This is a genomic window from Paenibacillus amylolyticus, assembly GCF_003719335.1.
GTDB classification, from domain to species: domain Bacteria; phylum Bacillota; class Bacilli; order Paenibacillales; family Paenibacillaceae; genus Paenibacillus; species Paenibacillus amylolyticus_D.
Window position 1 is genome coordinate 36978 of the sequence record NZ_RIAS01000016.1, and the last position, 23261, is coordinate 60238.

The 23261-nt window shown below is 37.4% G+C and carries 17 protein-coding genes; 12 read left to right on the forward strand and 5 right to left on the reverse strand.

Going from position 1 to position 23261, the window contains the following annotated elements; genetic code table 11:
* Nucleotides 1-207: 207 nt before the first annotated feature.
* Nucleotides 208-2046: a DUF4209 domain-containing protein gene (locus EC604_RS23350; protein ID WP_161557023.1), complete on the forward strand. Its 1839-nt coding sequence runs from the start codon at nucleotides 208-210 to the stop codon at nucleotides 2044-2046.
* A gap of 678 nt (nucleotides 2047-2724) precedes the next feature.
* Here the strand turns inward: EC604_RS23350 and EC604_RS23355 are convergent.
* Entirely contained in the window at nucleotides 2725-7701 is a 4977-nt protein-coding gene (locus tag EC604_RS23355) for a hypothetical protein (protein WP_123066433.1), read from the reverse strand.
* A gap of 404 nt (nucleotides 7702-8105) precedes the next feature.
* Between EC604_RS23355 and EC604_RS23360 the strand changes: the two genes are divergently transcribed.
* The 6 genes from EC604_RS23360 (at nucleotide 8106) to EC604_RS29760 (ending at nucleotide 14777) form a co-directional block, all read left to right on the forward strand.
* Complete coding sequence (locus EC604_RS23360) at nucleotides 8106-9185, forward strand: PIN domain-containing protein (protein ID WP_123066434.1); 1080 nt, start codon at nucleotides 8106-8108, stop codon at nucleotides 9183-9185.
* Between the two features lie 701 nt (nucleotides 9186-9886).
* Nucleotides 9887-11155, forward strand: coding sequence for a hypothetical protein (locus EC604_RS23365; RefSeq protein ID WP_123066435.1), 1269 nt, complete (start codon nucleotides 9887-9889; stop codon nucleotides 11153-11155).
* A 714-nt stretch (nucleotides 11156-11869) separates the two neighbouring features.
* Nucleotides 11870-12592, forward strand: a complete 723-nt coding sequence (locus EC604_RS23370; RefSeq protein WP_123066436.1) for a hypothetical protein — start codon at nucleotides 11870-11872, stop codon at nucleotides 12590-12592.
* 482 nt (nucleotides 12593-13074) lie between these two features.
* Nucleotides 13075-13611, forward strand: a complete 537-nt coding sequence (locus tag EC604_RS23375; protein WP_123066437.1) for a hypothetical protein — start codon at nucleotides 13075-13077, stop codon at nucleotides 13609-13611.
* Nucleotides 13612-13684: 73 nt separating this feature from the next.
* Entirely contained in the window at nucleotides 13685-14047 is a 363-nt protein-coding gene (locus EC604_RS23380; RefSeq protein ID WP_151458115.1) for a hypothetical protein, read from the forward strand.
* A gap of 451 nt (nucleotides 14048-14498) precedes the next feature.
* Nucleotides 14499-14777 (forward strand): hypothetical protein, encoded by a 279-nt coding sequence (locus tag EC604_RS29760; RefSeq protein WP_151458116.1) that lies wholly within the window; start codon nucleotides 14499-14501, stop codon nucleotides 14775-14777.
* A gap of 138 nt (nucleotides 14778-14915) precedes the next feature.
* Here EC604_RS29760 and EC604_RS23385 read toward each other — a convergent pair whose 3' ends face one another.
* On the reverse strand, nucleotides 14916-16037 hold the full coding sequence (locus EC604_RS23385; RefSeq protein ID WP_123066439.1) for an IS4 family transposase: 1122 nt from the start codon (nucleotides 16035-16037) through the stop codon (nucleotides 14916-14918).
* 352 nt (nucleotides 16038-16389) lie between these two features.
* On the opposite strand from EC604_RS23385, the gene EC604_RS23390 reads away from it, so the two are divergent.
* Entirely contained in the window at nucleotides 16390-17229 is an 840-nt protein-coding gene (locus EC604_RS23390) for a hypothetical protein (RefSeq protein WP_123066440.1), read from the forward strand.
* 47 nt (nucleotides 17230-17276) lie between these two features.
* On the opposite strand, the gene EC604_RS23395 is transcribed toward EC604_RS23390, so the two are convergent.
* Nucleotides 17277-17618 (reverse strand): helix-turn-helix domain-containing protein, encoded by a 342-nt coding sequence (locus EC604_RS23395; RefSeq protein WP_123066441.1) that lies wholly within the window; start codon nucleotides 17616-17618, stop codon nucleotides 17277-17279.
* 128 nt (nucleotides 17619-17746) lie between these two features.
* Between EC604_RS23395 and EC604_RS23400 the strand changes: the two genes are divergently transcribed.
* Nucleotides 17747-18073 carry a hypothetical protein gene (locus EC604_RS23400; RefSeq protein WP_123066442.1) on the forward strand — a complete coding sequence of 109 codons (327 nt, stop codon included), beginning with the start codon at nucleotides 17747-17749 and terminating at the stop codon, nucleotides 18071-18073.
* A 49-nt stretch (nucleotides 18074-18122) separates the two neighbouring features.
* Here the strand turns inward: EC604_RS23400 and EC604_RS23405 are convergent, their stop codons facing one another.
* A complete protein-coding gene (locus EC604_RS23405) occupies nucleotides 18123-19160 on the reverse strand; it encodes a tyrosine-type recombinase/integrase (RefSeq protein ID WP_123066443.1) in 1038 nt (345 codons plus the stop codon).
* A gap of 63 nt (nucleotides 19161-19223) precedes the next feature.
* Nucleotides 19224-19481, reverse strand: a complete 258-nt coding sequence (locus EC604_RS23410) for a helix-turn-helix domain-containing protein (protein WP_123066444.1) — start codon at nucleotides 19479-19481, stop codon at nucleotides 19224-19226.
* A gap of 128 nt (nucleotides 19482-19609) precedes the next feature.
* Here EC604_RS23410 and EC604_RS23415 point away from each other — a divergent pair, with 128 nt between their 5' ends.
* From EC604_RS23415 to EC604_RS23425, 3 genes are read left to right on the forward strand one after another with little or no spacing between them, the layout of a single operon-like run.
* Nucleotides 19610-20287: a TnsA endonuclease N-terminal domain-containing protein gene (locus EC604_RS23415; RefSeq protein WP_123066445.1), complete on the forward strand. Its 678-nt coding sequence runs from the start codon at nucleotides 19610-19612 to the stop codon at nucleotides 20285-20287.
* The gene (locus EC604_RS23420) at nucleotides 20284-22260 is read left to right on the forward strand and encodes a hypothetical protein (protein ID WP_123066446.1); all 1977 of its coding nucleotides are present in this window, start codon (nucleotides 20284-20286) and stop codon (nucleotides 22258-22260) included. Before EC604_RS23415 ends, EC604_RS23420 begins: the two co-directional genes overlap by 4 nt.
* A gap of 20 nt (nucleotides 22261-22280) precedes the next feature.
* Entirely contained in the window at nucleotides 22281-23261 is a 981-nt protein-coding gene (locus EC604_RS23425) for an ATP-binding protein (protein WP_123066447.1), read from the forward strand.

Sequence of the window (23261 nt, forward strand, 5' to 3'; positions counted from 1 at the left end):
ATGGTAATGAGTTTTGATGAGTGAATTAAGTCGAATTTACCTCAGTACAGGCTCAAAATACAGCAGACTAGTTACTTGTTAAACTAAAGGGCTGATTAGTCTGAAACCATTAGACCATTTAAGGTTACCATATCGAGAGTTTAGATCTAATGATTATGTTTCTTTTTACGTTCTACATTCAACAAATACTTAATAATGAGGTGTCTGATGATTGAACCAAATCTCCCTTTAACAAAAGAGCTGCTGTTTAAACAGGTAGAAAAAAAACAACACCAAGTTGAAAATACATCTCATATTGAATTATTGCCATATTTTGCATTGAATTTTTTGTCTTCATCTTTAGAGACTGAGAACAGCCTGGATAGGGCTTCTTTGAAACTTTTAGGCATGATTTCCTCGCTGCGTCTTGAGATTGAAGATCCTATCAGCCCGTATAAAGGTGGATTTCTGGTATGCTATTTAGAAAAATTTAGGATTGAAGATATTCCAGATTCTTATCTCTCTGTATTGGCAGAATTAATCTTTGAGCCAATTCATCTTGAATTAAAAGCAAGAATCGCCGATTTCTTAAGGGTAAAAAGATACAATCCTAAAGAAAGTTTCAAGTTTGCTGAAATTTCAGTTCGAGCTTATGTGGATTTATTTGAACATTTTAAAGATACAAATAACAATTGGTTGTTAAGTATAAGACAGATAAGCAGAGCAACACAAATAGCAATTGAATTGGGAAGAAACTCCAAGATAACTGTATTCTTAGTTCATAGAATTGAAGATGAAATATATAAAATAAAAATAGAGGATCAGGAGAGATACACTGAAAGATTGATGCGTTTATTACTTCAGTTAAGAAGTAATGAGAAGGCAGAAGAATTTGCTATTATCGCTGAAAAAATAGCAAGTACAGCGGAATTAAATTCAAATTGGTCAGCAGCAAAAGTATACTGGAAATTAGGTGCAGATTGGTATCAAACTATAAATAACGCTGAAAAGGCTTTGGAATTCAAATTATTTGTTGCAGAGACATATTATAAGCATGCAAAAGAAGCAATTGCACAGAAAGATAGGATTCCTCGGTATATGATGGCTGCAGGCTATATTCAAAGTGCTATAGAAGTATTAAAGAACATTCCAGGGGCAAAACAAAGACTGATTGAATTGCAGATTAAATTAATGGAATATCAAAAATTATCTGTTGCGGAGCTTGTACCTATTTCAGTACCTTTTGATCCTAGTAGGTATCAAACAGAAGTAAAAGAGACGTTCGAAAACAAATCGCTTGATGAGGCAATTCAATACCTAATCTCTTTCCCTATTCCAAGAAAAAAGGAGTTAATTAGTGTAGTTAAAGAAGAGATGAATCACTTTCTTAAGACTCTGTCTTCAAATTCTTATATTAATTCTGACGGAAAGATTATTGCAAATGACAAGAACAAAAAAAATATTTTAGGGCAAACTGATGGAGAAGATGTAACTCAAGCATATTATTACGCAAAAGCTAATAGACAGCTGCTAATTACAGGGACTATAGAGCCGGCAAGGCGGCAAATACTATGCAATCATCCTATACTAATGAGTGACTTACTTTTCATAGTCGAAGATAACCCTTTTATTGAACAGGCTAGAGTTTTCGCGTATTTAAAGGGACTGCATGCGGGATTTCATGGTGATTTCATTACGAGTATCCATCTATTAATTCCCCAGTTTGAGCACTCTTTACGATTATTATTAGAACACAATGATATCTTAGCAACAAGCTTTAAACCAGGAGGGATACAAGAAGAAAAAAACCTAAACAGTATCCTTTCTATAGGAGAACTTAATAATATTCTTGGAGAAGATATAGTGTTTGATCTACAAGGTTTATTTATTGAACGTACTGGTTCTAACCTTAGGAATAGAATTGCTCATGGGTTGATGAAGGATAATGAGTTCTTTCAATCTGATGTAATCTATGCTTGGTGGATTATTTTAAAAGTATGCTTCTTGATTAAATTGAATTTTATTCAAAGCTATAATGAAAATAATTTAAATAGTGAAGAACATTAGCATATAATTAATTAATTTTTATATTTGAAAGTCTTCAACTAACGAAAGTACTTTAGCACAAGAACTACTATTCGAGGTTGTTGATTTATAATCACTGCAACTTTTGTATGAATTACTAAAAGTATCAAGCTATCCCAAGCCAAGGGCACGCAAAGAATTGATTACCGTTTTGAATAAAAACAAGCTCTTAATACCGCTTATACCTACTTCTAAATAAGAGTTTTCCCCGTTATTTATTAAACTAACGGGCAGATTAGTTTAAATAAAGACACCAAACTCTTGGCCTTGTTTAGGCTAAGAGTTTGGTGTCTTTATTTACTGATTAGAGTTTGCGTTTAATTTTTCAGATTCTAAAAATTAATTCGGATGCAATAAGCTCCAAAATCAATCGTCCCTCTTCATGTAAGCTTCCACACCGCCGCCGGGAAGACTATAGGTATATTAGCGTAGAAGAATCTTAGAATTACGCATAATAATGCAACGTGCAGCTTTTGTTCGTAAATTCGTCCATTTAAGGCAAGTGTGTTTTGGATGGGGTTAACTCTTGGATCATTCTCTTTAGCAGACTTCCTTTACTGAGTGATTGCAGATATCCCTGTACTCAATATTCATCATATATTTCACAATCGTTTTAATCGCGAGTTGTGTAGAACTGTGAGGGCTCTTCGAGCCGAAAACTTAACGAAAGATCTCATCCATACGGTAGGTTAATCTACGTGCGCTAGGCCAACCCACTTTGACAAAGATATCAAGTAGTTCTAGGAGGATATTACGACAATCTTTGTTGTCCCTGAATATCCATCTGTATTCTGCTAAGTAACGCTCCACGAGTTCAACAACCAAATCAGCAGCCATTGACTCGAACTGATATCCACCGTCTTGGCCAGCGATTACAGTGCGCCCAATTCGAATGAACACTCCAATCGGATCAACAGGCACTAGATTGCTCATTGTCTCCAGTAGATGGTGGGTGACTGTGGCAATAGGAAAATCCGCCAAGACGTCAAGTACTTTTTCAGCTTCTGTATAAAAAGTTCTCTGGCTATCGGCACTAAGCAGTATCTTGTCTGAAACATCCTCAATCCGTTTGGTACTATGAGCTCCTGAGGAAAAGTAGATTTCCATGCATACTGTATCAACAATTTGTGCTATTCCACTGGCTTGTTGCTCTTGCTCACTCAGCCACTTACCTTGTTCTTTAGCTAGTCTCTCAAGAGAGCGCCATTGTTCCTTGGCCACTTCGACTACCTGCAGCAAAGCAGCCCATGCTCTCATCCGAACAGAAACATCGTCACCCTGCTTGGTGGTCTCCACTAATCCAATATTCAAAATATCTCGTAACCCTACTACAAAGTGTTGACATTCGTTCGAATGTGTTAAAGGATTCCTGACGATGAATTGAATCATCTCCATTGCAATCGTATGAGATTTATATAAGAACAGACCTTTGAAGATATCCAGGCATGCCTCACGGAGACGTGTTCCTGGTGTTGTCCTTTCATAAATATGCCGAGTCAGCTTAATAATCCTATCGGGATATCTACTTGCCAAACGAGAGAGTACATTTACAAGTCCGTGTAGCACCCCACGACTCGTTTCCTCCTCGGTTATACGGTCAATAAAATTCCACATTACTGGGTTAGCTGTCTTATAGAGTCTATGCAATCGAACCACTACTTGAAAGCGTACAGAAGGTACAGGATCATTAACCAGTCTCTCCAGAACGGTAAGAAAAATGGGATTTATAGCTGAAGGAAAACGAGCTAGTTCGATTAGCCCTATCGCAGCATCAATGCGAGCAGCTGGCTTGCCCCAGCTTGGAGTTTCATCAAATTGCTTATCATACTCAGGGTTACTCTCCGGCTCTTGATGTTGTGATGCCTCTAGCAAAACAGATAGGAGGAACGCTCCAGGATCGTTATCGCAAGTAATTTCCGCACATAAAGTAGCGCATGCGCATGCCTCCGCTAAATATCCCCAGGCATAATCGATCTGCTTCGGGTGGGCACCACCAGCTTCAGCAGTCAAGAGGGCATAATGAAGCATACTTAAATCGGGCAATAGATCTTTGATAGCTACAAGGGACGGTTGAGTTTTTTGATACTTCTTGATGAACAATGCAACGGGTTGCTCAAGCTTCTGTAAGCTACTGTTTGCTAAGTTATCAACGGGAACGCCTTCGTCGGCTAAATATTCTCTTTCGCTATATTCTGTTATTTCAAAAGCACCTAATGAAAAGGGGGGGACGTTGTCAGGTGGACCCCCAGATGCATTCAATTCACAAATACGCTGTTGTGCTTCTGGTGTACATACCTTATGTGACGGCAGGCACCCCAATAAGCGGTCTCGCACCTCCTGAGCTCGCTCTTCAAGCTTAGTTCCAACTATCGTCGGAATCGATAGAATCGCATGTTCAACTTTTTCTTTTTCTTTAAATGAAAGGTAACTGTATATTTCCCGTATGAAATCGCCAGCTAAATGACTTGTATCAATGCAATTCAAAATCGGTAGAGACCAACATAAGGATCGAATCTCTTGTCCAAGATATGTAGGAGCATCTGTTCCGCAAATGAGCAAACGTCGCCACAATGCAGCCATACGATTATGTGTAGCAATTATGTTCAAAAGTTGATGACGCAATTGGGTCTGACCCTGATCCATACCAAGATTAGTGAAATAAGTTTGGAAAACATCTAGCATTTCCAGAGGACCATCATGGCGAAGGTGGTTATCAGCATTCCAAATTGAACTGTAATCCGTACAAATAACTGATTCCATGTCATTAACAAAAAAAGTTTTTTCGTTGAAGTTTTCTGGTTGACTCGTATGTTTGTTTATGACGTAGTGCTCTATGACAGAAATTAGAGCTTCTATTGCTTCAAATGGGGCCTGATTAATGAAATCCTCAAACAGCTCTCCTAGTTGATATAAACCATGGTTGTAATCTTGCCGACGATTAGATATCAACGAGAGAATTTTACTGCCGCCAATTGGGGTCGGATCTTCACTTTTTTCTTCATAGCCAAATGCAGCAATGTATAGGTCTCGAATAAAAGATGGATCGTAAATCATAACATTCCTAGCTTCGCTAGCCAGGCATTGTAATTCTCGATAACCGTGCTTAACTAAATGATCTTTCTGAAGAGCACGCCTCAACAAAACGTGCGACGCATCACAGTTACTTCCATAAGTCTGACTTACGCATCGAATTGCATCTGTGATTATCCATTCATTCCTTTGATTCTGTGACCACGCAAACTCCAAGAGATTCCTCGAGGCAACTCCGATACTTAAATTCTGTTCTACGGTTAAACCGTTTTTATGATCACATAACTGAGTCAGAAGCATCCGGACGATATAGGCTAATGTACTAGATAAATGTTGGCTCAAAACCTCAACCAGTTCAGCCCAGGGTCCCGCAGTGTGACCAACCAACCTATGGAACCTACATGAAGGTTCCATTGCAATCAATGCACCAATTACGTGTTGAATAACCTTTTCTGCATTGGTCGTCTGCCTTGTTTCCTCGATGCCATGGAGAATCGGTATAAAATCGGAAAATTCTGTACTAATTTCAGCAACAATAGCAGGTCCGATCAATTTGCCGACTTCTGGGATACTATTATTCTCCATAACTTGTAGCACTATATTCCAAAAAAATGAACGGGAATCATCTAAATACCAGATATGCTGAAAATGCATGTCCAGGCTCGGGCGAATAACCATTACCAGTTCAGGATCATCAGCTAACAGTTGTGTCAATTGAACTTCGTTTCGGAGTATTAACCGCTCTATTGCATAGTCTAACAACACGTGGTGTGCAAACATAAGATTCGTGACATCGGGTCGTTTTGTAGGTGAAGGTTGCCATTCAACTAGCACATTCTCGCTGAGAATCTGATCAAGAGCTCGGCCGGTTCCCGGTTTAGCAACTTTAATACGTGGGGCTCGAAAAGTCCTACTTTCCACCATTTGAGAAACAGCCCTCCGAAGCACATCTTCTCGCGCATCTCGCAGACCATCATTGGGTTGAACTATTCGTTCCTCCCAGTATCGATCGAGCAATTCAAGTTGAGTTCTTATCGGCGTAAGTTCCAAAACAGAGACACCCTCGCCGAGAAGTTCAGTTATGAGACGCAGGTTAAACGGGTTTCGAAGTAATTGTTGTAGTTTGGTATTGTCGGAATCGACAATGGCTCTTAGTTCATAAGACCTTGCAGCAACTTCTAACAGTTCTTCCTTTGAAAATTCAGGGATTTTTACGTGGCAGACTCCTGTAAATTCAGGATCCCTATATTTCTCAAGAGGAGGCTTTCCATAAAATATATTGCGAAGTTCCCGATTGTGCCGGAGATCGAACTTTCTTATCGATGCAACTACCCTCCAACGTCCCTTAGCTCTTACAATCCGGGCTAACAAAGAAGATAACATTTGTGCAGTACGATCGGATCTAGCCGCATCTAGAGCATCAATAATCAGAAAGGCTGGTGAGTTACCTTTCCATTTTTCGAGGCTCTCATTAAGATCGTGTTGGAGCCCTAGCTGCTCTCTAAGTTGGGATAGTGTTTCGGCATCTATCCGATCTACGGCTATGTATACTGTGTCTCTTCCTTCTTCTAGAAGGGTAGAAACAAGATGGTGTAGCACTCCTGATTTTCCAGAACCCGGTTCTCCAACTAGAACAAAAGAGCGATCCTCAACTTGATGTCTTAACTCTTGAGCGCATTGTCGTATAATCTTTATCTCAGACTGTCCCACACGAAGTTTGGACAATTCGTTTAGATCCGATTTCATTACTCTAGTCAGTTTAGTAAGACTTTCGATGTCAGTATTGTTATTCCCGACAATTGCTGTGTTCAATACATGATTTCGAAGCATTGTCATTGTAGCAATATACACTTGTGCGTTTCGATCTCTCGGTTTTGAAATGGAAATATGATCTTCATCCAGTGGAACAGGCCTTAAACCCACCCCAGGATGTGCCGAAGTTGGATCAACTGTAAGGACACCCTTGATGCGGCGTGACTCAAAGTATGTATGTGTTTGAATACCTACTGATGCATGATCACGATACCATTCAAATAAATCTCGTAGGTGGGCTCCATGTGCTCGCAAATCTTCGATTGCCAGTGTAGGAAAGGCAACTCGTAAGCCAGCTAAGAGAGTAGCGACGTCCGCTCCGTTATGAGGAGTTGCAAGGAATAAAATAGCTCTGGTATTAAAGAAAACTGATCTCTCCATAGAACCTTCGGAAGCGTCCTTGGACATTCTAAGAATCTGTTTAACAAGGAGCCCCCCTAAACTATGACAGATGAACATGATGGGGCGCTGCCCAATGCTATGTTGTACAAATAGATCCAGGACTTGTCGTGCCCGGTCCGGAAGGGACATAGCATATCCCAAATCACGATTACTTTTAGAAATCCAATTAATAATTCTTAACCATTTTGAAGGGGATGCCGCATAACCGAGAGACCAGACACCAACATCTGTAATCTCCTCACCGATCCAGTCGGGCCAAAAGGTTTCAGGAGTATTATCTTGCTGCCATGTTCCGTATGCATCTCCCCCCAGGCCATGGATAAAGATTACGTCTGCCTTACGGGTAAGGTTTTCACAATTATGTATTGGGTGTAAGCGGGTCAGACTAAACACCTCCCAGTAGAGTATCCTTCACAAACCAATAGCTGTTATATTCCCAAAATTCGACGTTAGAATCTATTTTCCTCTACAGTAGGACTAATCTCAAATTAAATTAAATTAATTTGCTTAAATTACACACTTACACATACTTGAAAGCATAATCGTTTAAAAAGTCGATCAAGTATCGTATCTAACAAAACAAGTAGAGGTAGAAGTAAATGCCTGCGGCAATGCTGTTCAGAAGAAGCAAGAAAGATGATAAAAAGAAAGTACTATACATCCTCTTTGTTTTGTTAGTAGTAGAAATGGTAAAGAAACTCTAAACCATTACGCTAAATACACTCTTATGTTATAATATCGAAAATTATAACCATCGCAGGGTGTTTATTTGGGTCACAATGGGGGAGTTGAGAAGTATGAAAACCTATTTTTATGCACTAATGAAGGAGACTCAAGGAAAGGATGAGTATCTACAAAAAAATGGATTTTTTTCAGGGGAGGAAAAGGATTTTGAGGAATTCAGTACTCCTGATAAGCCACAAGGTTATGAGAATCTAGAATATAAAATGGTTTATTTAGAAATTGAAAGAATAACTGAAATTAACTATCTGCTTTTAGATACAAATGTTTGGCTATACTTACTCAACAATTACTATAATGATAATGGAAAACTACTCAATGCTTTACTCAAACTATGTGTAAATAAGAAAGTACAGCTTGTACATTCTGATCAAGTAGAAGAAGAGTTTAAAAGGAATTATGATAATGTCTTTAACAAAGTAATGCAATCCTATGATACAAAAATTGACCAATTTATAGATGTAGTTTCTAAATTAGATATGTCGGCATATCACGCAGAACAGTGGTTTAAGAAGGTCAAATCTGCAAAGGATACATATATTTCCGATTCATATGGTGTACGCCTAGAGTTAATTTTAAGGGTATTTGAGGAATTTCAATCTTTTCCAATTGAAACCACAGATAAAGTGAAAATTCGAGCAGCTGAACTGGCTTTAAACAAAGAGTCACCTTTCTTCGGATCAATTGATGCTCCAGAAAAAAAAGAAAAAAAAGCTGATTCTTCTGTAAAGAACAGTATGGGAGATGCAATTATTTTCTTGAGTTATTTAGAGTTCATCAAAGGTAAAAGATATCAATCTGCGTTTTTTATAAGTGCAAACTCAACAGATTTTTGTGGTGCTGGAACTAATACACTTCATTCCAATCTTAAAGAACTCATTATTAATGAAAATATTAATTTAAATTTCGATATTAGTCTTGCAAAATACATTAATCAGATTGATGCGGAGATACTCAAAGTTCAGCCACTTCCAATGCTAGCTTTCAAATGCACCTTATGTAACACGACATACAATATTAATGGAAACCAGTTTGTTGCTCGTAGTACATATTCAAATTGGCAGCAAGTCTGGTGGCATCAATGCCCTCATTGTTTTACAACTTATGAGACTAATGAAGAATTTAATATTGACTAGGTAACAGGTATACGGCCGCCTTTCATGAGGCGGTTTTTTTGTATCCAAGGCTGATGAACAAACGAAATCACTTCAACAATCACTGCTAAAACTTTCGTAAGAAAAAGAGAAACACTTTCTCTCGCTGGAAAAGCTCTCGAACAATTTGAGTCAAGAAACCAAACACTTAGTGTATAATGTTCGTATTGTTATGTGACAACTGACAAAAGGAGAGGTTAAACACAGTTGTTAGGTATTAAAAAGGCAAAATATCGGACTAAAAATAACTGCTGAGGCCAAGAAATTTTACCGATTGCCGGAATGGACAAAAATTTAGTCCGATTACCGATTAGATGTATATCTAAAAATTAATCATTTTCCTTTTGCAATAGATGAGTAGGGTAACCTGTTTTGCTTTAATTACGCAACGTGCCTCATCCTAGTATTATTTATGTAGAAACGATATGTTCTGTCGATCCTCATGGTATTTATATCGTATCAGACTTTATAGAATTCATCTAACAATTTAATTAGCTGATGCCACTTCAGTATGGCAAAATCTATACTTTATCTCTGCGCGTGTGGAGTAGGTCAGCTAAACGTAAATGGTGATTCTCTCTCAGAAGCATGCAATAATATACTAGGTGATATTTACTAAGTACAAAACTTCCTTTAAACTCTATGATGTATCGTTGTTAATGCAGAAAGGATGAGAGAATAACGTGGGAAAAATAGTATTTGAATATGTAGGACATAAACAAAAAATTAAAGAGATATACGAGTTCTGTTCTAAATATGGAATAAAAGTAGTGGTAGATGAATCGGAGTTTTATAAAGCATTAGACTATGACAACTTTGATATAGATGAGTTTCTTGAAGGGAATTTTTTCGTTGAAGATGTGCATATCACAGAAGATACATTAATTAGAATTTTACTGCCAGCTGTAGAAGAATATGAGTTTGTAACAATCGATTTTTGTCATACTCAGATCATTGAAGCTCAGAAAGGGGAATTAATAGATTGTGCAAAGTTCATAGGCCCACGTTCAGCGCTATTTTATGTTAAATATGATTATAATTTAGCTGAGAATTTCAATAATACTCTTCTTTGGGTTCAACAAAGATGGGGAGATAAAGAGGTAAGTATTAGTTTAACCAGAGGTATTACCAGCTTTGGAATAAGATTGTCTATGGATAACTTATATGATGGATTCTGTCCTCCAGTTGAAAGTCAAGATATCTTCATTTACATTTCATCGAACGCTGATACAGAGCCTAAAACATTTGAAGAAATTGTTGAAGCTTATATTTTTGAGATTCAAAGTTCACTTTCCTTAAGCATTCATCGTTCCGAAAGACAAACTAGCCTCTATTATTATGAAGAGGAATCAAGTCCTGAAAAGTCTGTTGGATTAAGACCGTTAATGTATGGAAAAGGGATATCAAATCTTATCAAGATATATAATTCATGTAATGAAGTACAGGATAATGAATATCGTATTTTAAATTATACGAAAGTGATTGAGTATGTTTCTCAAACCGTAATACGTAAAGAAATGTTAGGTTCGATATTACAGAAGTTGTATAGTCCAAGAGCTTTGCAACCTGATGCTACATACATTTTAGAATTAGAAGAGTTATATAATGGACACCGTAATAATCAGAAGGATAATCAGGCTATAAAACTTACGGTTGAAACATGCTGCGATTTGTCTGATTTAATTGGTATGGCACCAACATATTTAAAGAAATTTAAAGATATAAACCGAAGAACAGCAAGTAAGGAATTGAAAGCTGCTTGCTTAGAAGAGCTTGCCAGTTCTATATCAGATACTCGAAATATGATAGCCCATGCCAAAACAAATTATAAACTGAAGGGCAATGAATGCCCTATCGATCAACTTGGCGATTTCGCCGAATGCTTAAAAGTCGTTGCGGTTCAAGTTATTCGTTGGTTTGCAAGGCAGCCTGAAGATAGCAGAATTATATAAATGGAATGAGGGATCACCATGAAAACTTCTAATGAAATTTAAGAGATGAAGCCCTTTCAGAGCAAATTGATAGAAAAACAGAATTAAAAAACTCTTACCTAGGAAGAACAAGATGGTTTGGATCGAACCATTCACCAAGCCAAGGGGTGCGAGTTTGAAAATGTCTTGGTAGTTGTTAAACCTGGAGCTAATCAAAATTATAATGAGAATATAGAGTATTTTATGTCGCTGCTAGTAGAGCTCAAAATAATCTATATTTTTGTGTCCCAATAGGACAGTATTCACATTTCTCTTAATGCTGCAGAGTGTTTTCTCTACAACCCAAGGCTTAATTCATCCAGCACATCAGGTTCCTTCAAAATCTTCCGTAGCTAGCATAAGTATCCCTTGAAACATAAATCTTCAGAGTCATTGGAATTTGGAAATTTCATGATACTATGATTAGCTATTATCAAAGTAAACACTATAGGCCGCTGATTTTGCGCATAATCTTAGTATTGAACCTTTTATGTTAATTTACTATTAATCAATTTCTAACCCTGTTAAAAGGATCTCATTCAAGAAGTAACGAGTAGGTATAGAAAAATTGAAGATTCAAAAAGTGTTTTCCAGAATTTTAAAATAAGAATAACTAAGTAAATATGTTGATTGCTTTTGATGAAAATTGGGGTAGAAAACCTTTAAACTTTTCATTTTGGTAAGGAGTACTTATATATGAAAACATTTTTCGAAACTGGGATTCCAGCTCTTATTACAGCAGTGACTGCGGCCTTTTTATTCATTAAATTGTTTATAAAGACATCAAAAAAAACGTTAGTTGATAACGCAATAGAAGTTCGGAGCATAAACTTATGGGAACAATTTTTAGAGCATATTTTAATCTCTTTCGTTATCGTCATCTTACTATTGACCCCTGTTGTAACAGCAGATATATCCATTTTTAAATTAGAGTTGATTTTCATTGGAACATTTCTTATTTTTCTTATTAGCGCTTTAATAATAATTATTTACTTTATACGTTTTTTGTATAAAGGATTTAAAAGTAAAATTCTAAATGCTTCCCTACTAATTAATTTTATTACAATTATTTTTTTGCCCTTTCAAGGACTTAAAACGATAGTTAACATGGATTCACTAAATAAATTAACAAGTGACTATATTATCACTTTTCTTGTTATTGTTTTGCTTGTTTTATATATAGCACTTGTTTTAGCGGCTTACCCAAAGTTGTTCAGATTTTTCAACAAAAAAGAGCACAAGCCACTTAAGATTGAAATAATATCTAATCAAATCGAAAAATTACAAACACTAAATTTTCATTATATGATTGACAGTGAGAGGCATGTATTATCTGAACATAATAATATAGACAAGATAAATGATTCTTTTTATATTTACTATCCTAAAGAAAATGTTCTAATAAAATATTTTAAATAAAGTTACATTGACGAGTCAAACAAACGTATTCCCTAAAACCTAATCTTGATAAAATGAGGATAAATTAGTGAGCATAGAAAAGGTTCTTTATTTTGTTCAATCATCAAACTATGAACAAGTGGCACTCCTCAGGTGAAAAGTACAATTGCTGAGAAAAGTCATTGATTAATATCAGTTATTCTTGGAACATCAAAGACTTAAATGGACTGACACAATGTTGTTGGCAAATTTATTGCAAGCAAACAGGCATTGATCTCCACTATTATAGCTGGTTAATATCGGTGATGATTGTATGATAGAACCTAAACTCCTCAGTAACTTATAGTACGGGGAGTTTTTTTGTATTCTATGAACTTCCATTCTGAGGGTATAGCCACCTTTCCCCCACAAGGCTATACTTATCTTCGCATAGAGTTGAGTTATTAATCACATTAAAAGAAGCTTGGGAGGGATATATCCCCCAAATCTGTTAGGAGGACTCCATGAGAAAGCTGGATTATTTACTACATACAAGCATAGGCAACTACAAAAGATACTTGAACCGTTATTACAATCGGTTTGATTTCCAAATCGTCCAGGAAACATATAGTAAAACGAGCATGCCTCTCGAAGAAAAACGTAGATTTCAGCAAAAACTAGATGAATACATGCGCAGCAACAATCGAAAGGCCTTTCACGGACCAATCGTATTGCAATTAGATTTCTTTCCGAAGCGAAGGAAACCACCCAGTATATACAAGCTTGCTAAGAACTATATTGACCTAATGTATCCAAGGGAAACACGGAAAATTCGTCTACCAATGAAAGACGATCGACAGATTTCCATACTTATAGTCAATTATCACGTTCAGGAAGAAAATGAAGAACACTTAACTCGTCTTACCATAGCTCCTATGCGAGACTTTATGAAAGACTTGAAACTATACGAAATTATTAGATCGGGTTCTGGCTTCTCAGAAGATGATGGGTATATGTTTTACGATGTAGATAATTTAATTAGTAGTGTAAGAAAAGGATGATCTCGATGAGCTAGAGCACGCACTGGAGTTCCTGGAAGATCACAGAAAATTGGAAAGGAATCTTAATCTTCCCGTGGACTTAAATATTAAAACTCACTATTTGCGAAGAGCACAATCTGCATTTTTGAAAGGGTTAGACATCAATCCCGGTCATCTGTCTCTTCTTTACAATACTATAGAAGAATCTGGTTATAAGTGGAATCTATTCAAAGATTTGCGAGACCAATATCGCCGAGAACTAATTATTTCTGTACCATTTACACCACTCGAATCTACAGCTCTACCTACTAAAGATGGAGAAACCAAACAATTTAAGAAATTAATACAATTGATGCTTAACAAATATAAAGAAAAGTATTTTATCCTTCGCCCGCTTCTCGTTAATTTGAAGGTAACCATTAATAATGGATTTTCTTGGGAATCCGGTTGGCTGTGAATGAGCGTCAAACCATAATTCGGTTGGTGGCTTTAAAATCTCATTAACCACTGGGATGATCTTGCGTGCTAGATTGTCTAAATCACTCTCCTGGTTCATCGCAGGCACATAAAGGAATATCAAGTTATTAAGCTGCCACGTGCCATTAACGATCCTGAAGAGGGTGTAGCAAGGGTTATCCTAGGGGAATATGAACCATTCCATAATCTTTGGGGAACAATAGACAAACTCATTGACGCATGGAGACATCGAATTGACTGATTTGTTTAAATTCATTTCTCATGAAAGTAACATAGAGAACGGCTAATATCATCCAACAAAGTTCGTATTGTTTTTTGTTGGTGTCACAGTCGCCGGGATGGCTCCATCTACCTACGTACCTGCACCGGCTTGTTGCGAGAGTAGTAATTAAGATGGCAGTGTGTCATTTTCACATGAACTATGTTATCCTTTGGATAAATTGAATCAGTCCTCATATCGGAGTAAGGAAGAGGTTTCAATTGAAGATTTTAAAGTAAATCAAGAACTGCTCACCACAATAAATAATCTTTTTTTGGGGGAGATTAGAATGAGTAAAACGAATGAAGAGTTTAAACAACAAGGAGTTGGCGACCTCCCGAAAGTGAAACTCATGGCACCTTCGTTAGATGGTGGTCCTGATCGGGAAGTGACTGTTGTTTACCAGCGAAAGGCAAACTATGGAACGCCGTCATTTCTCAAAGATAAATAAACAATTTCTCATAAAAAGTCAGCGCTTAAATGCTGGCTTTTTTCCTTATAATTGATAACGAATGTATCACGTCATCTAAATGTAGGTGAAAAATAAAATCAATTACATCACGCGTGTTGAATATCTATTTTATGTAAATCAATTTCGGTGAAAAACCGAATCTAAAAAATGATCCTGTAACATCACTATTCGCCATTCGACGGGTAGTTGTTCCGTAAGGAACAAACGAAAAAAACGAATAAATGAAAGCTCTACATGCTTAGGTACGTTCATTCTTGCCGACTCAAAGAGGCTTTTGAGGATAACATACGCAATTAAAGCACCGTACAACTGACCATAAACGGCATTTTCCGTTGTTCCAAATAAGGTGGGCACATTCAAATTTTGCTTGATCCAACGGAAAAAGACTTCAACTTCCCAGCGAGCTTTATACATTTGGGCAATTTGTTCCCCGCTGACTTCCATTAAGTCGGTAGCCACTCGAATTTCTCGACCCTCGTCATCTTTAAAAACCACCACCCGGTGACGTTCCTGGCTACGATTTTGGGGCGTACTTAGCTGGCATGAGATGTCCCGAATTACATTCGATTCCTCTGATGGATGTCTGCGGAGGGAGCGAGGCTGATGCAAATAAACGTTATCGCGGAGCCTAACCACATATGACTGCTTGCTCGTTTTGAAGCGATCCAGTCGCTCTAGTTTTCCATAGGCTCGATCCATGATCATAATGAAATCGGGAAGCACGAGTTGCTCTGAAATGGGTCCATCATGAAGTGATCCAATCGTTTCTACGACCTTTTCGGGTACTTGCTCCGTTTCTCGCAGGGCAACATGAAGCTTGATCCCTGCTCTTTTGCCATGGTACGGCGCCCAAGGCAGGCGAGTTTCGCCTATCGTAACTGTGGTCGAGTCGAGCAGAAGAAGCTCTTTAGTAAAAGCCAGCTGCCGACGAAAACGGCGATTCTTTTGAGAAACCAAAAGATGAAATAACCTCTTGAATACCGTATAAGGTACCTCAGCCGTTTTCGTCGAAATACGGGAATAATGTGCTGCTTTAAGCCCCGTCGATTCGGCCAAGTCAGCGCCGCTTCGGTAACTTTTCCACCGGTGTACGGCGGAAAGTGTCCAAAATCCAAGTAACCACTGAACGGAAAATTGGCGTGATGTATCCTGATATCCTGCATCATGAGCAGCCTGCGCTACTTGTTCGGGTGAGAGAAAGGATTGAAGAAACGAGAGAAATTGGGTAGAATTTTCCATGGAACCGCCACCTTTCGGAGTTTGTAGGGGTACAAACATTTTACCGAGGTTGCGGTTCTTTTTCTACCTTTTATTGGTTATTCAACACGTGTGCAATTACATAATTGAATTGAGTTCTAGAAGTTATCCGCTTAAAAAACTTGAATTGAATGAATTAATTAATGGGGGATAGGCAGTCCATAGCTGAACTAGTTTCATATGAGAAAAATCACGAGGGAGATAGGTACAAATAAACACATTTATCCATATATTAAAACCAATTCTGATACTCACTACTCTTTACTTTGAATAAAATTTATAAAAGTAGTCAATACCACTCACTAATATGCTGAAGCAAAGGAGAATAAGATTAGTGAGCATAGAAAAAATCCTTTATTTTGTTCAATCATCGAACTATGAGCAAATGCACAGTTCAAGCGCGAAAGTCCAATTGCTGAGACAAGCCATAAGTGAATATCAATCATCCCTTGGACTTCAGAGACTTGAGTGGACAGAACAAAATGTTGTTGGCAAATTTATTGCAACTAAAGAGTACGATCTGAAAAATCAGCAATTGTTCGACTTATTTGATAATCATGGAGTTCTATCTAAGGTGGTCCGAATTAAATTAAACAAATTAAATGAATCAGAAAAGTTATTGCTTCAAGAATTCTGTATAGCTAGCAACCCATATTTAAGATTTTCTCCGACCAGAGCTAATAGCGGTCAGAGAGAACAGGAACTCTTTGCATATAAAAAGAAAATCACAAACAACAACATACACTGGTGTTTAGGCCAATGGAAGCATTATAAAAGGATCAACTCCAGCTTTGTTGAACACTGGGAATCTATACGCAATCTGGCATGTAAAGAAATGTTGCGTACGAATCAGCACAAAGTAACCTTACCTGTAGGGAAGCTAAGTGTAGTAATTTCAGATTCAAACATTGATGCAGATGCTGCATATAAAATGGGAGGGGCGGAACTGCTACAACGAAGTGGGAAAATCAATATGGAACAAGTAAGATTATATGCAGCTAGAGGATACTTTTCATTGTCACAAGTGTATAAGCATCTACAGGTGGAGAACATCCAAACGAAATATTTGCTTTTAACATTAAAAAGCGAGCGCAATATGATGGAGGGACGTATACAGCAGAACAACAGATACTCTTGGATTAACATACAAAGTGAAGCAGAGTGGAAGCAATAAATTTTTGAACACAAAAAACCGATGTCAGAGGACATTGGTTTTTTGTGTTAACTATCGAAAAATTCAGATAAGAGCAGGTTAACCTTTTTTAAATCGGAATATTTCATAGGCCAAAGCTTCTCATTGATCTCGTTTAGCAATTTCTCTTTATCATTGGTTCCACTTTTAACAAACTTGCTGTAAACAAAGAGTTCATGGACATTAACTTGGAGAGCATCCGCGATTTTTTGAAGATTTAACAAGGTGATATTTTTCTCGGCACGTTCAACGCCACCAATGTAGGAGAAGTGAAAGCCAGCCATTTCGCCTAACTCTTCCTGTGAATATCCTTGTTTTTTCCGTAATTCGCGAACACGTTGCCCTACTAATCTTAAAACAGGTTCGTTCATTGCCACACCTCTAATTCAGTCTAAACAATGCAAAACCTTCCATACATTAATGTATATAGATTATTTAATTAAAATGATAAGTTTATATATCAATTTGTTGGGCATAAATGATAAAGGAGGTGGAGGAGATGAATGAAAGACTCCAAGCAGGTATTGAAATTGCTACTGTAACGGCAGAAGGAATTTTGTTTGACGGAAGAATGTATACCAATCGAGAAGTGGTCAAGAAGAAATGGTTTGATTTGGCTAGAGAAAAAGGAAAGTGGAAGATTCCTATCATTCATATCAAGGACTATCACGAAGCAATTCTGATCATTTCGTTAAAATATCAAGAAGTCAGTGTCGCTACAAGGGTGACCTTAGAAAAGAGAAACGTAAAGGATGTGGAAGATTATTACGATCAATTAAACCAACTAAAGCAGCTTAAGAAGAGCATTACAAAACAGATTAACTAAACAAAAAAAGCCTTGTTCAAAGAGAACAAGACCTAGTTCATAGGTTAACTCAATCAATAAGACTAGACAATATAAGGTACTTCTCTAATGATTCGATATTACGTTGAGCCAATTGTTGTTTCATATTGCGTACGTTATTTGTTCCAGCATATTGAACTCCAAATGAATGGGTAAGCTGCCTCACTGTAACCTCTGAGGCACCAAATTTCACAGCGTACTTTTTAACCATAGCTTGGATAGTACGCTTTGAGATTCGTTTTCCATGTGTTTCACCATTAGGTTTGGCCAAGAAAAGTGCCTGCTCACTCTCTTGAGGAGCATAGTTATTTGTCCTGATTTTTAAGTATTCATGTAAATAATGTTTAGCGTTCTCTCCGAACATAATTCTATGACTCATTTGTACTTTAGCCTGTTGTCTAGTTACGATAAGGTAACCATCTTTAAGATCAATATCTCCCAAATCCAGATTGACAATATCGCTGACTATTATTCCGGATTCCAAAAGTAATGTAATAATACTAACATCCCTATCTCGGTTTAGATTGTGAAACCACTGAGCCTGAACATTGTTTTGCTCGGTTACACCTTCCTGTATAAATTTAACAAAAGAAGGGATTTCGCTGACATGAAGGATTTTGTTCTGTATCTGACGTGCGATCTCTACGTGATTTTTTGGTCTTTCCATGATAAATGTAGCAAAAACATTACGTCTCAATACAGGGAATCCACTGTTGTCGAATTCCTGATGTAAAAAACCAAACAAAGAGCGTAACGAATTAAATTTTCGTAACATGGAGCTATATTGCAAATTTCTCGATGAAGTTAAGTGTTGTACAAAATGCTCTACATGTTCTTGGTTTATATCATTAAACTTTTCCAAGGTTAGATCACATGTGGACTCAACTTGCGGCCAAAGTTTGGGTGTAATCCAATTAAAGAAAATGCGAAAATCCCTAACGTATTCTAAACCGGAAGAAGGTGAAAGCATGTCGTCTAATTTGTGTTCAATGAAAACTTTAACGGGCAACGGCATCTCTTTTAGCAAGACTAATAATACTTCTAAATCTCTACGCTCTTGTACTTTCATATAGGAAACACACCCTTTCAATCTTTTCAGGCTTTATTCCCTATATATCTTAATTTTATACATTCAATAGAATATTTCTTTCCTAGAATTCGAGATTTCCTGATAATTATTCCTCAACAAAGATTCAAGAGGTACATCTAAAATTTGTAATAGAAGATACAAATTATAAGCACTAATAACATGTCTGCCCCGCTCAATATTGGCTAGGGATGAACGAGCAAGATGATAGCTTTTACAAATCTCTTCTTGTGTTTGTTTCTTCAACTTTCTAAGGTCCCGTAGATATTCCCCAAGCCACTTGTAAAACTCTTCTTCTGACATATAGTATTCTCTCCCTCTATCATTCTATTACTTCTTAGTATGTTCATAGAAATCCAAAATTTATACATGATGTGTATAAAAACTCTGTTTTTTGTTTATACAGGAAAACAAATCTAAAGGGGTAAATTATGAAGAATAGAAACGAATTCATGAAGTATAAGCCCATCAAGGTACTTCGAAGTAAAAAATATGGAAATAACTATTGGACTCCGCGTGGAAATAAAGTCGGTAAGCGGATCGTTGAACTATATAGTGATCTGGAATACGATCATTGGCTTCTGGTTGATACGGATCCTGAAGTCATCACATATTGTGAGCAACCAATGGAAATTTCCTACGTTCTAAATGGCCGACTTCGTACTTCTATCTTTGATATGTGGATCTTAAAAGAGGATGGAACGGAAATTTTTGTAGAAGTCAAATACAAGAAGGAACTGACATCTAAACATCCAAAACATGCGAGAACTCAACGGCAAATCGAAGCACAACGAGAATGGTGTCGAATGAATAATAAGCTTTACGTTGTTCGTACTGAAGAGGATGTAAGAAGGGGGCGTCACTCAATAGAAAACAGAACTTCCTTATGTATGGCAGTAGTTAATAGTAAGAAGCCAGTTTCTTTAAAGGAGGTGCTCGGAGTTATTCCAGGTGAAGGGATAAAGATTAAAGAAGTTGTGCGAGAACTATCTAATCTTTCTGTTGATGCTGTACTTTTGTGCCTAAAATGGCTCCTTTATGAGGGGGATATTAAATCGAACATGGAAGATCAACTTATCGGATTTGAAATGGAGGTATGGAGACAATGAGCAGATCTCGAATTTATGAGCAGGACGGATTAGAACCCGACCAAGCTAATCCTGAACTATGGCCCTCTGTAGACGAGAATGTACTTCATGAAAATGCCCATACTTTGTTTGTACAACGTAAAAATGCGGTCTTAATGTATTTTCAGAGGGAGAGTTTAGATAGTATTCAACATACGACCGGAGTCTCGCCACGAAACTTGAGAAGATTAGTTCAAAGATGTATTCAATATGATCTGGACGGCGTTGTTTTAGGATTCCGTGGATTGATTCCTCAGAAAAACGTAAAAAAATATGAGTTGGATTTATTAGGTCAAAAAAGAAACAAAGATCAAAAAACCGGGGAATTCAACCGTTTTTTGGAAATGCATCCGGACATTAAAGACATGGTAGAAGATTTATATTTAGGCAGAAAAAATCGTTCCCTAGAGCCAGTTATGAAGGTGAAGCATATCCACAAACGCTTTGTGGATCAGTGCCGTGAAAAGGGTATAACTCTCTCTGAATACCCCTTAAATACAAAATGGATGGGGTATAAGGCTCTACAACGTTACATTAAACAAATAGCTGAGCGAAATTTCAAAAAGGCTGCAGCCCGTTACGGTAAAGATGCATTTCATAGAGCAAACCGAGTAGGGGAGGAAGATCAAAACCAACTCTCGAACTTATTCCCGTATCAGAAAGTCCAATTTGACGCCCATCGAATTGACGGTTTTTTTACGGTAGATATTGATACACCAGATGGAGACCCTATGACCTTGACGCTTGAACGTTTCTGGATTCTTACCATCATTGATGTGAGTAATCGCTGCATTTTAGGATATTCTGTTTCACTGAATAGAGAGTATGGTGGAAGTGACGTAATGCACTGTGCTCGTAATGCAATTATGCCACATAAACGGCTAGAATTGACAATCCCCGGCCTGAGTTATCATCCTCCAGGTGGGTTTCCATCAGAAAAGTTTCCTGAGTTAGAGTGGGCAGTGTGGGATGTAATCTGTTTAGATAACGCCAAATCTCACTACGCTAAAATGGTGCAGGATCGACTCACAAACTTAATTGGTTGTACTCCGAACTTTGGTCCCGTGGCACTTCCAATGAGAAGAGGAGTTATTGAGAGATACTTTAAAACTTTAGCTGAGAACCTGTTTCATCGGTTACCGAATACAACGGGCAGCGGTCCGGATGATCCAAGAAGAAACAATCCTGAAAAAAACGCTCTTCGTTTAAACATCACATACGAACATTTATTGCAGCTCATTGATGTGATGATTTCAAATTACAACGGAACACCTCATGGTGGGATTTATCATCAAACACCCCTCGAACTTCTTGAAAAAAGGATACAACTAAGAGGCTTACTACCAAGACGCCTGGAAGAAGAGAAACGATCGGAGATGTTGTTTATGCAAACCCAAATAAATCGAACCGTAAGAGGTTCTCTATTGAGTGGAAGAAAGCCCTACATTCAATATGAAGGCGTAGAATATCGTAGTGAAAAGCTCGCTAACTCTGCCCATCTTATAAAGCACGAGCTAGTTCTACATGTAAATGTTGATGATCTGCGTACTTTAAAAGCTTTTCTTCCTGACGGCAGCGAATTTGGTTATTTAACTGCTTGTGGCAGATGGTCACTTACTCCACATTCCTTGCAAACGAGACGTGCGATCAATTCATTAGTTCAGCGGAAGCTAATTCATTATACAACTTGGGACGATCCTATCTTCGTGTACACTGACTATCTCTTGAGTAGAGAAAACACTAAGAAATCAATAAATAAAATTACTCAAGTGAAAGAGATCAGTAAACAAAAGCTAACGGATGAAGCGGAGGAACAAACAAATGCATTAGAAGAAGCAAGAGCACAACATGAATTGTTAGACAAAGTTCGAGAAGAACAAATCAACAGGGAAAAAATCAATGAGATGGATAATTATGAGCGATTACTAAAACAATTCAAGACAAAAATGTATTGAGATAAGGAGAATTTGAACATATGGAAAATAATTTGATACCTGTTGGTACACACCCTATTGAAGTAGGGCATTATTTACTTCCGACCAAAGAAGTACTCCGCCTAATGGATAATCTCAAAAAGATTGTACTGAACCGATTACCAGGAATGATTGTCTATGGTCGTCCGCGTCTTGGAAAGACCACTGCATTAAAGTTTGCCTTAGAAAATCTGCCACATTTTATAAATGCGCCAATACCAATCTTCATAGCCAATAGCAACTCATATAGATTTCCGAGTGAAGAGAAGTTTTACGCAGATCTGCTACATGATTTTCAATTTCCGTTTATAGCTAGAAGAAAACCTGGTGAGTTGCGGAATCAAATTGTTAATTTGTTAAAAGAAAAAGCTGAATTGTCTCGTTTAAGAAGGGTTATTTTGATTATGGATGAGGCACATCACCTAACAGAATCACATTATCATTGGTTAATGGACATCTATAATCAACTAGATCGTGAGAAAATCAGTATGTCTGTAATTTGCGTAGGTCAAGAAGAATTGCTCACTAGGAGAACTTTCTTTTTAGGACAATGTAAGTCCCAGATCATAGGACGCTTTATGACACATGAACATCGGTTTTTTGGTATTACTTCACTAGATGATTTTAAAGCAGTTCTTCGTTGCTACGATTCACCTGAAATCTCAGCTTATCCAGAAAACAGTGATTGGAGCTTCACAAGATATTTTTTTCGGGAAGGATATGAGAAAGGTCATCGGTTGGAAAAGGATGCAGCTTTAATATATCAACAATTTCAAAATCTTCGAAGGGAGCATGGAGTGAACTCAAAACTTGAGATTCCTATGGAGTATTTTACGTATACTGTTGAAAACGCTCTGAAAATATACGGAACTCATGGAGAGAAACTTGAATGGATCTCAGCCCAAAATTGGTTAGATTCCATTAAACTTACAGGCTATATTGAATCTGAAATTTATATGGCATTAGCAGGTAATGGTGATTAG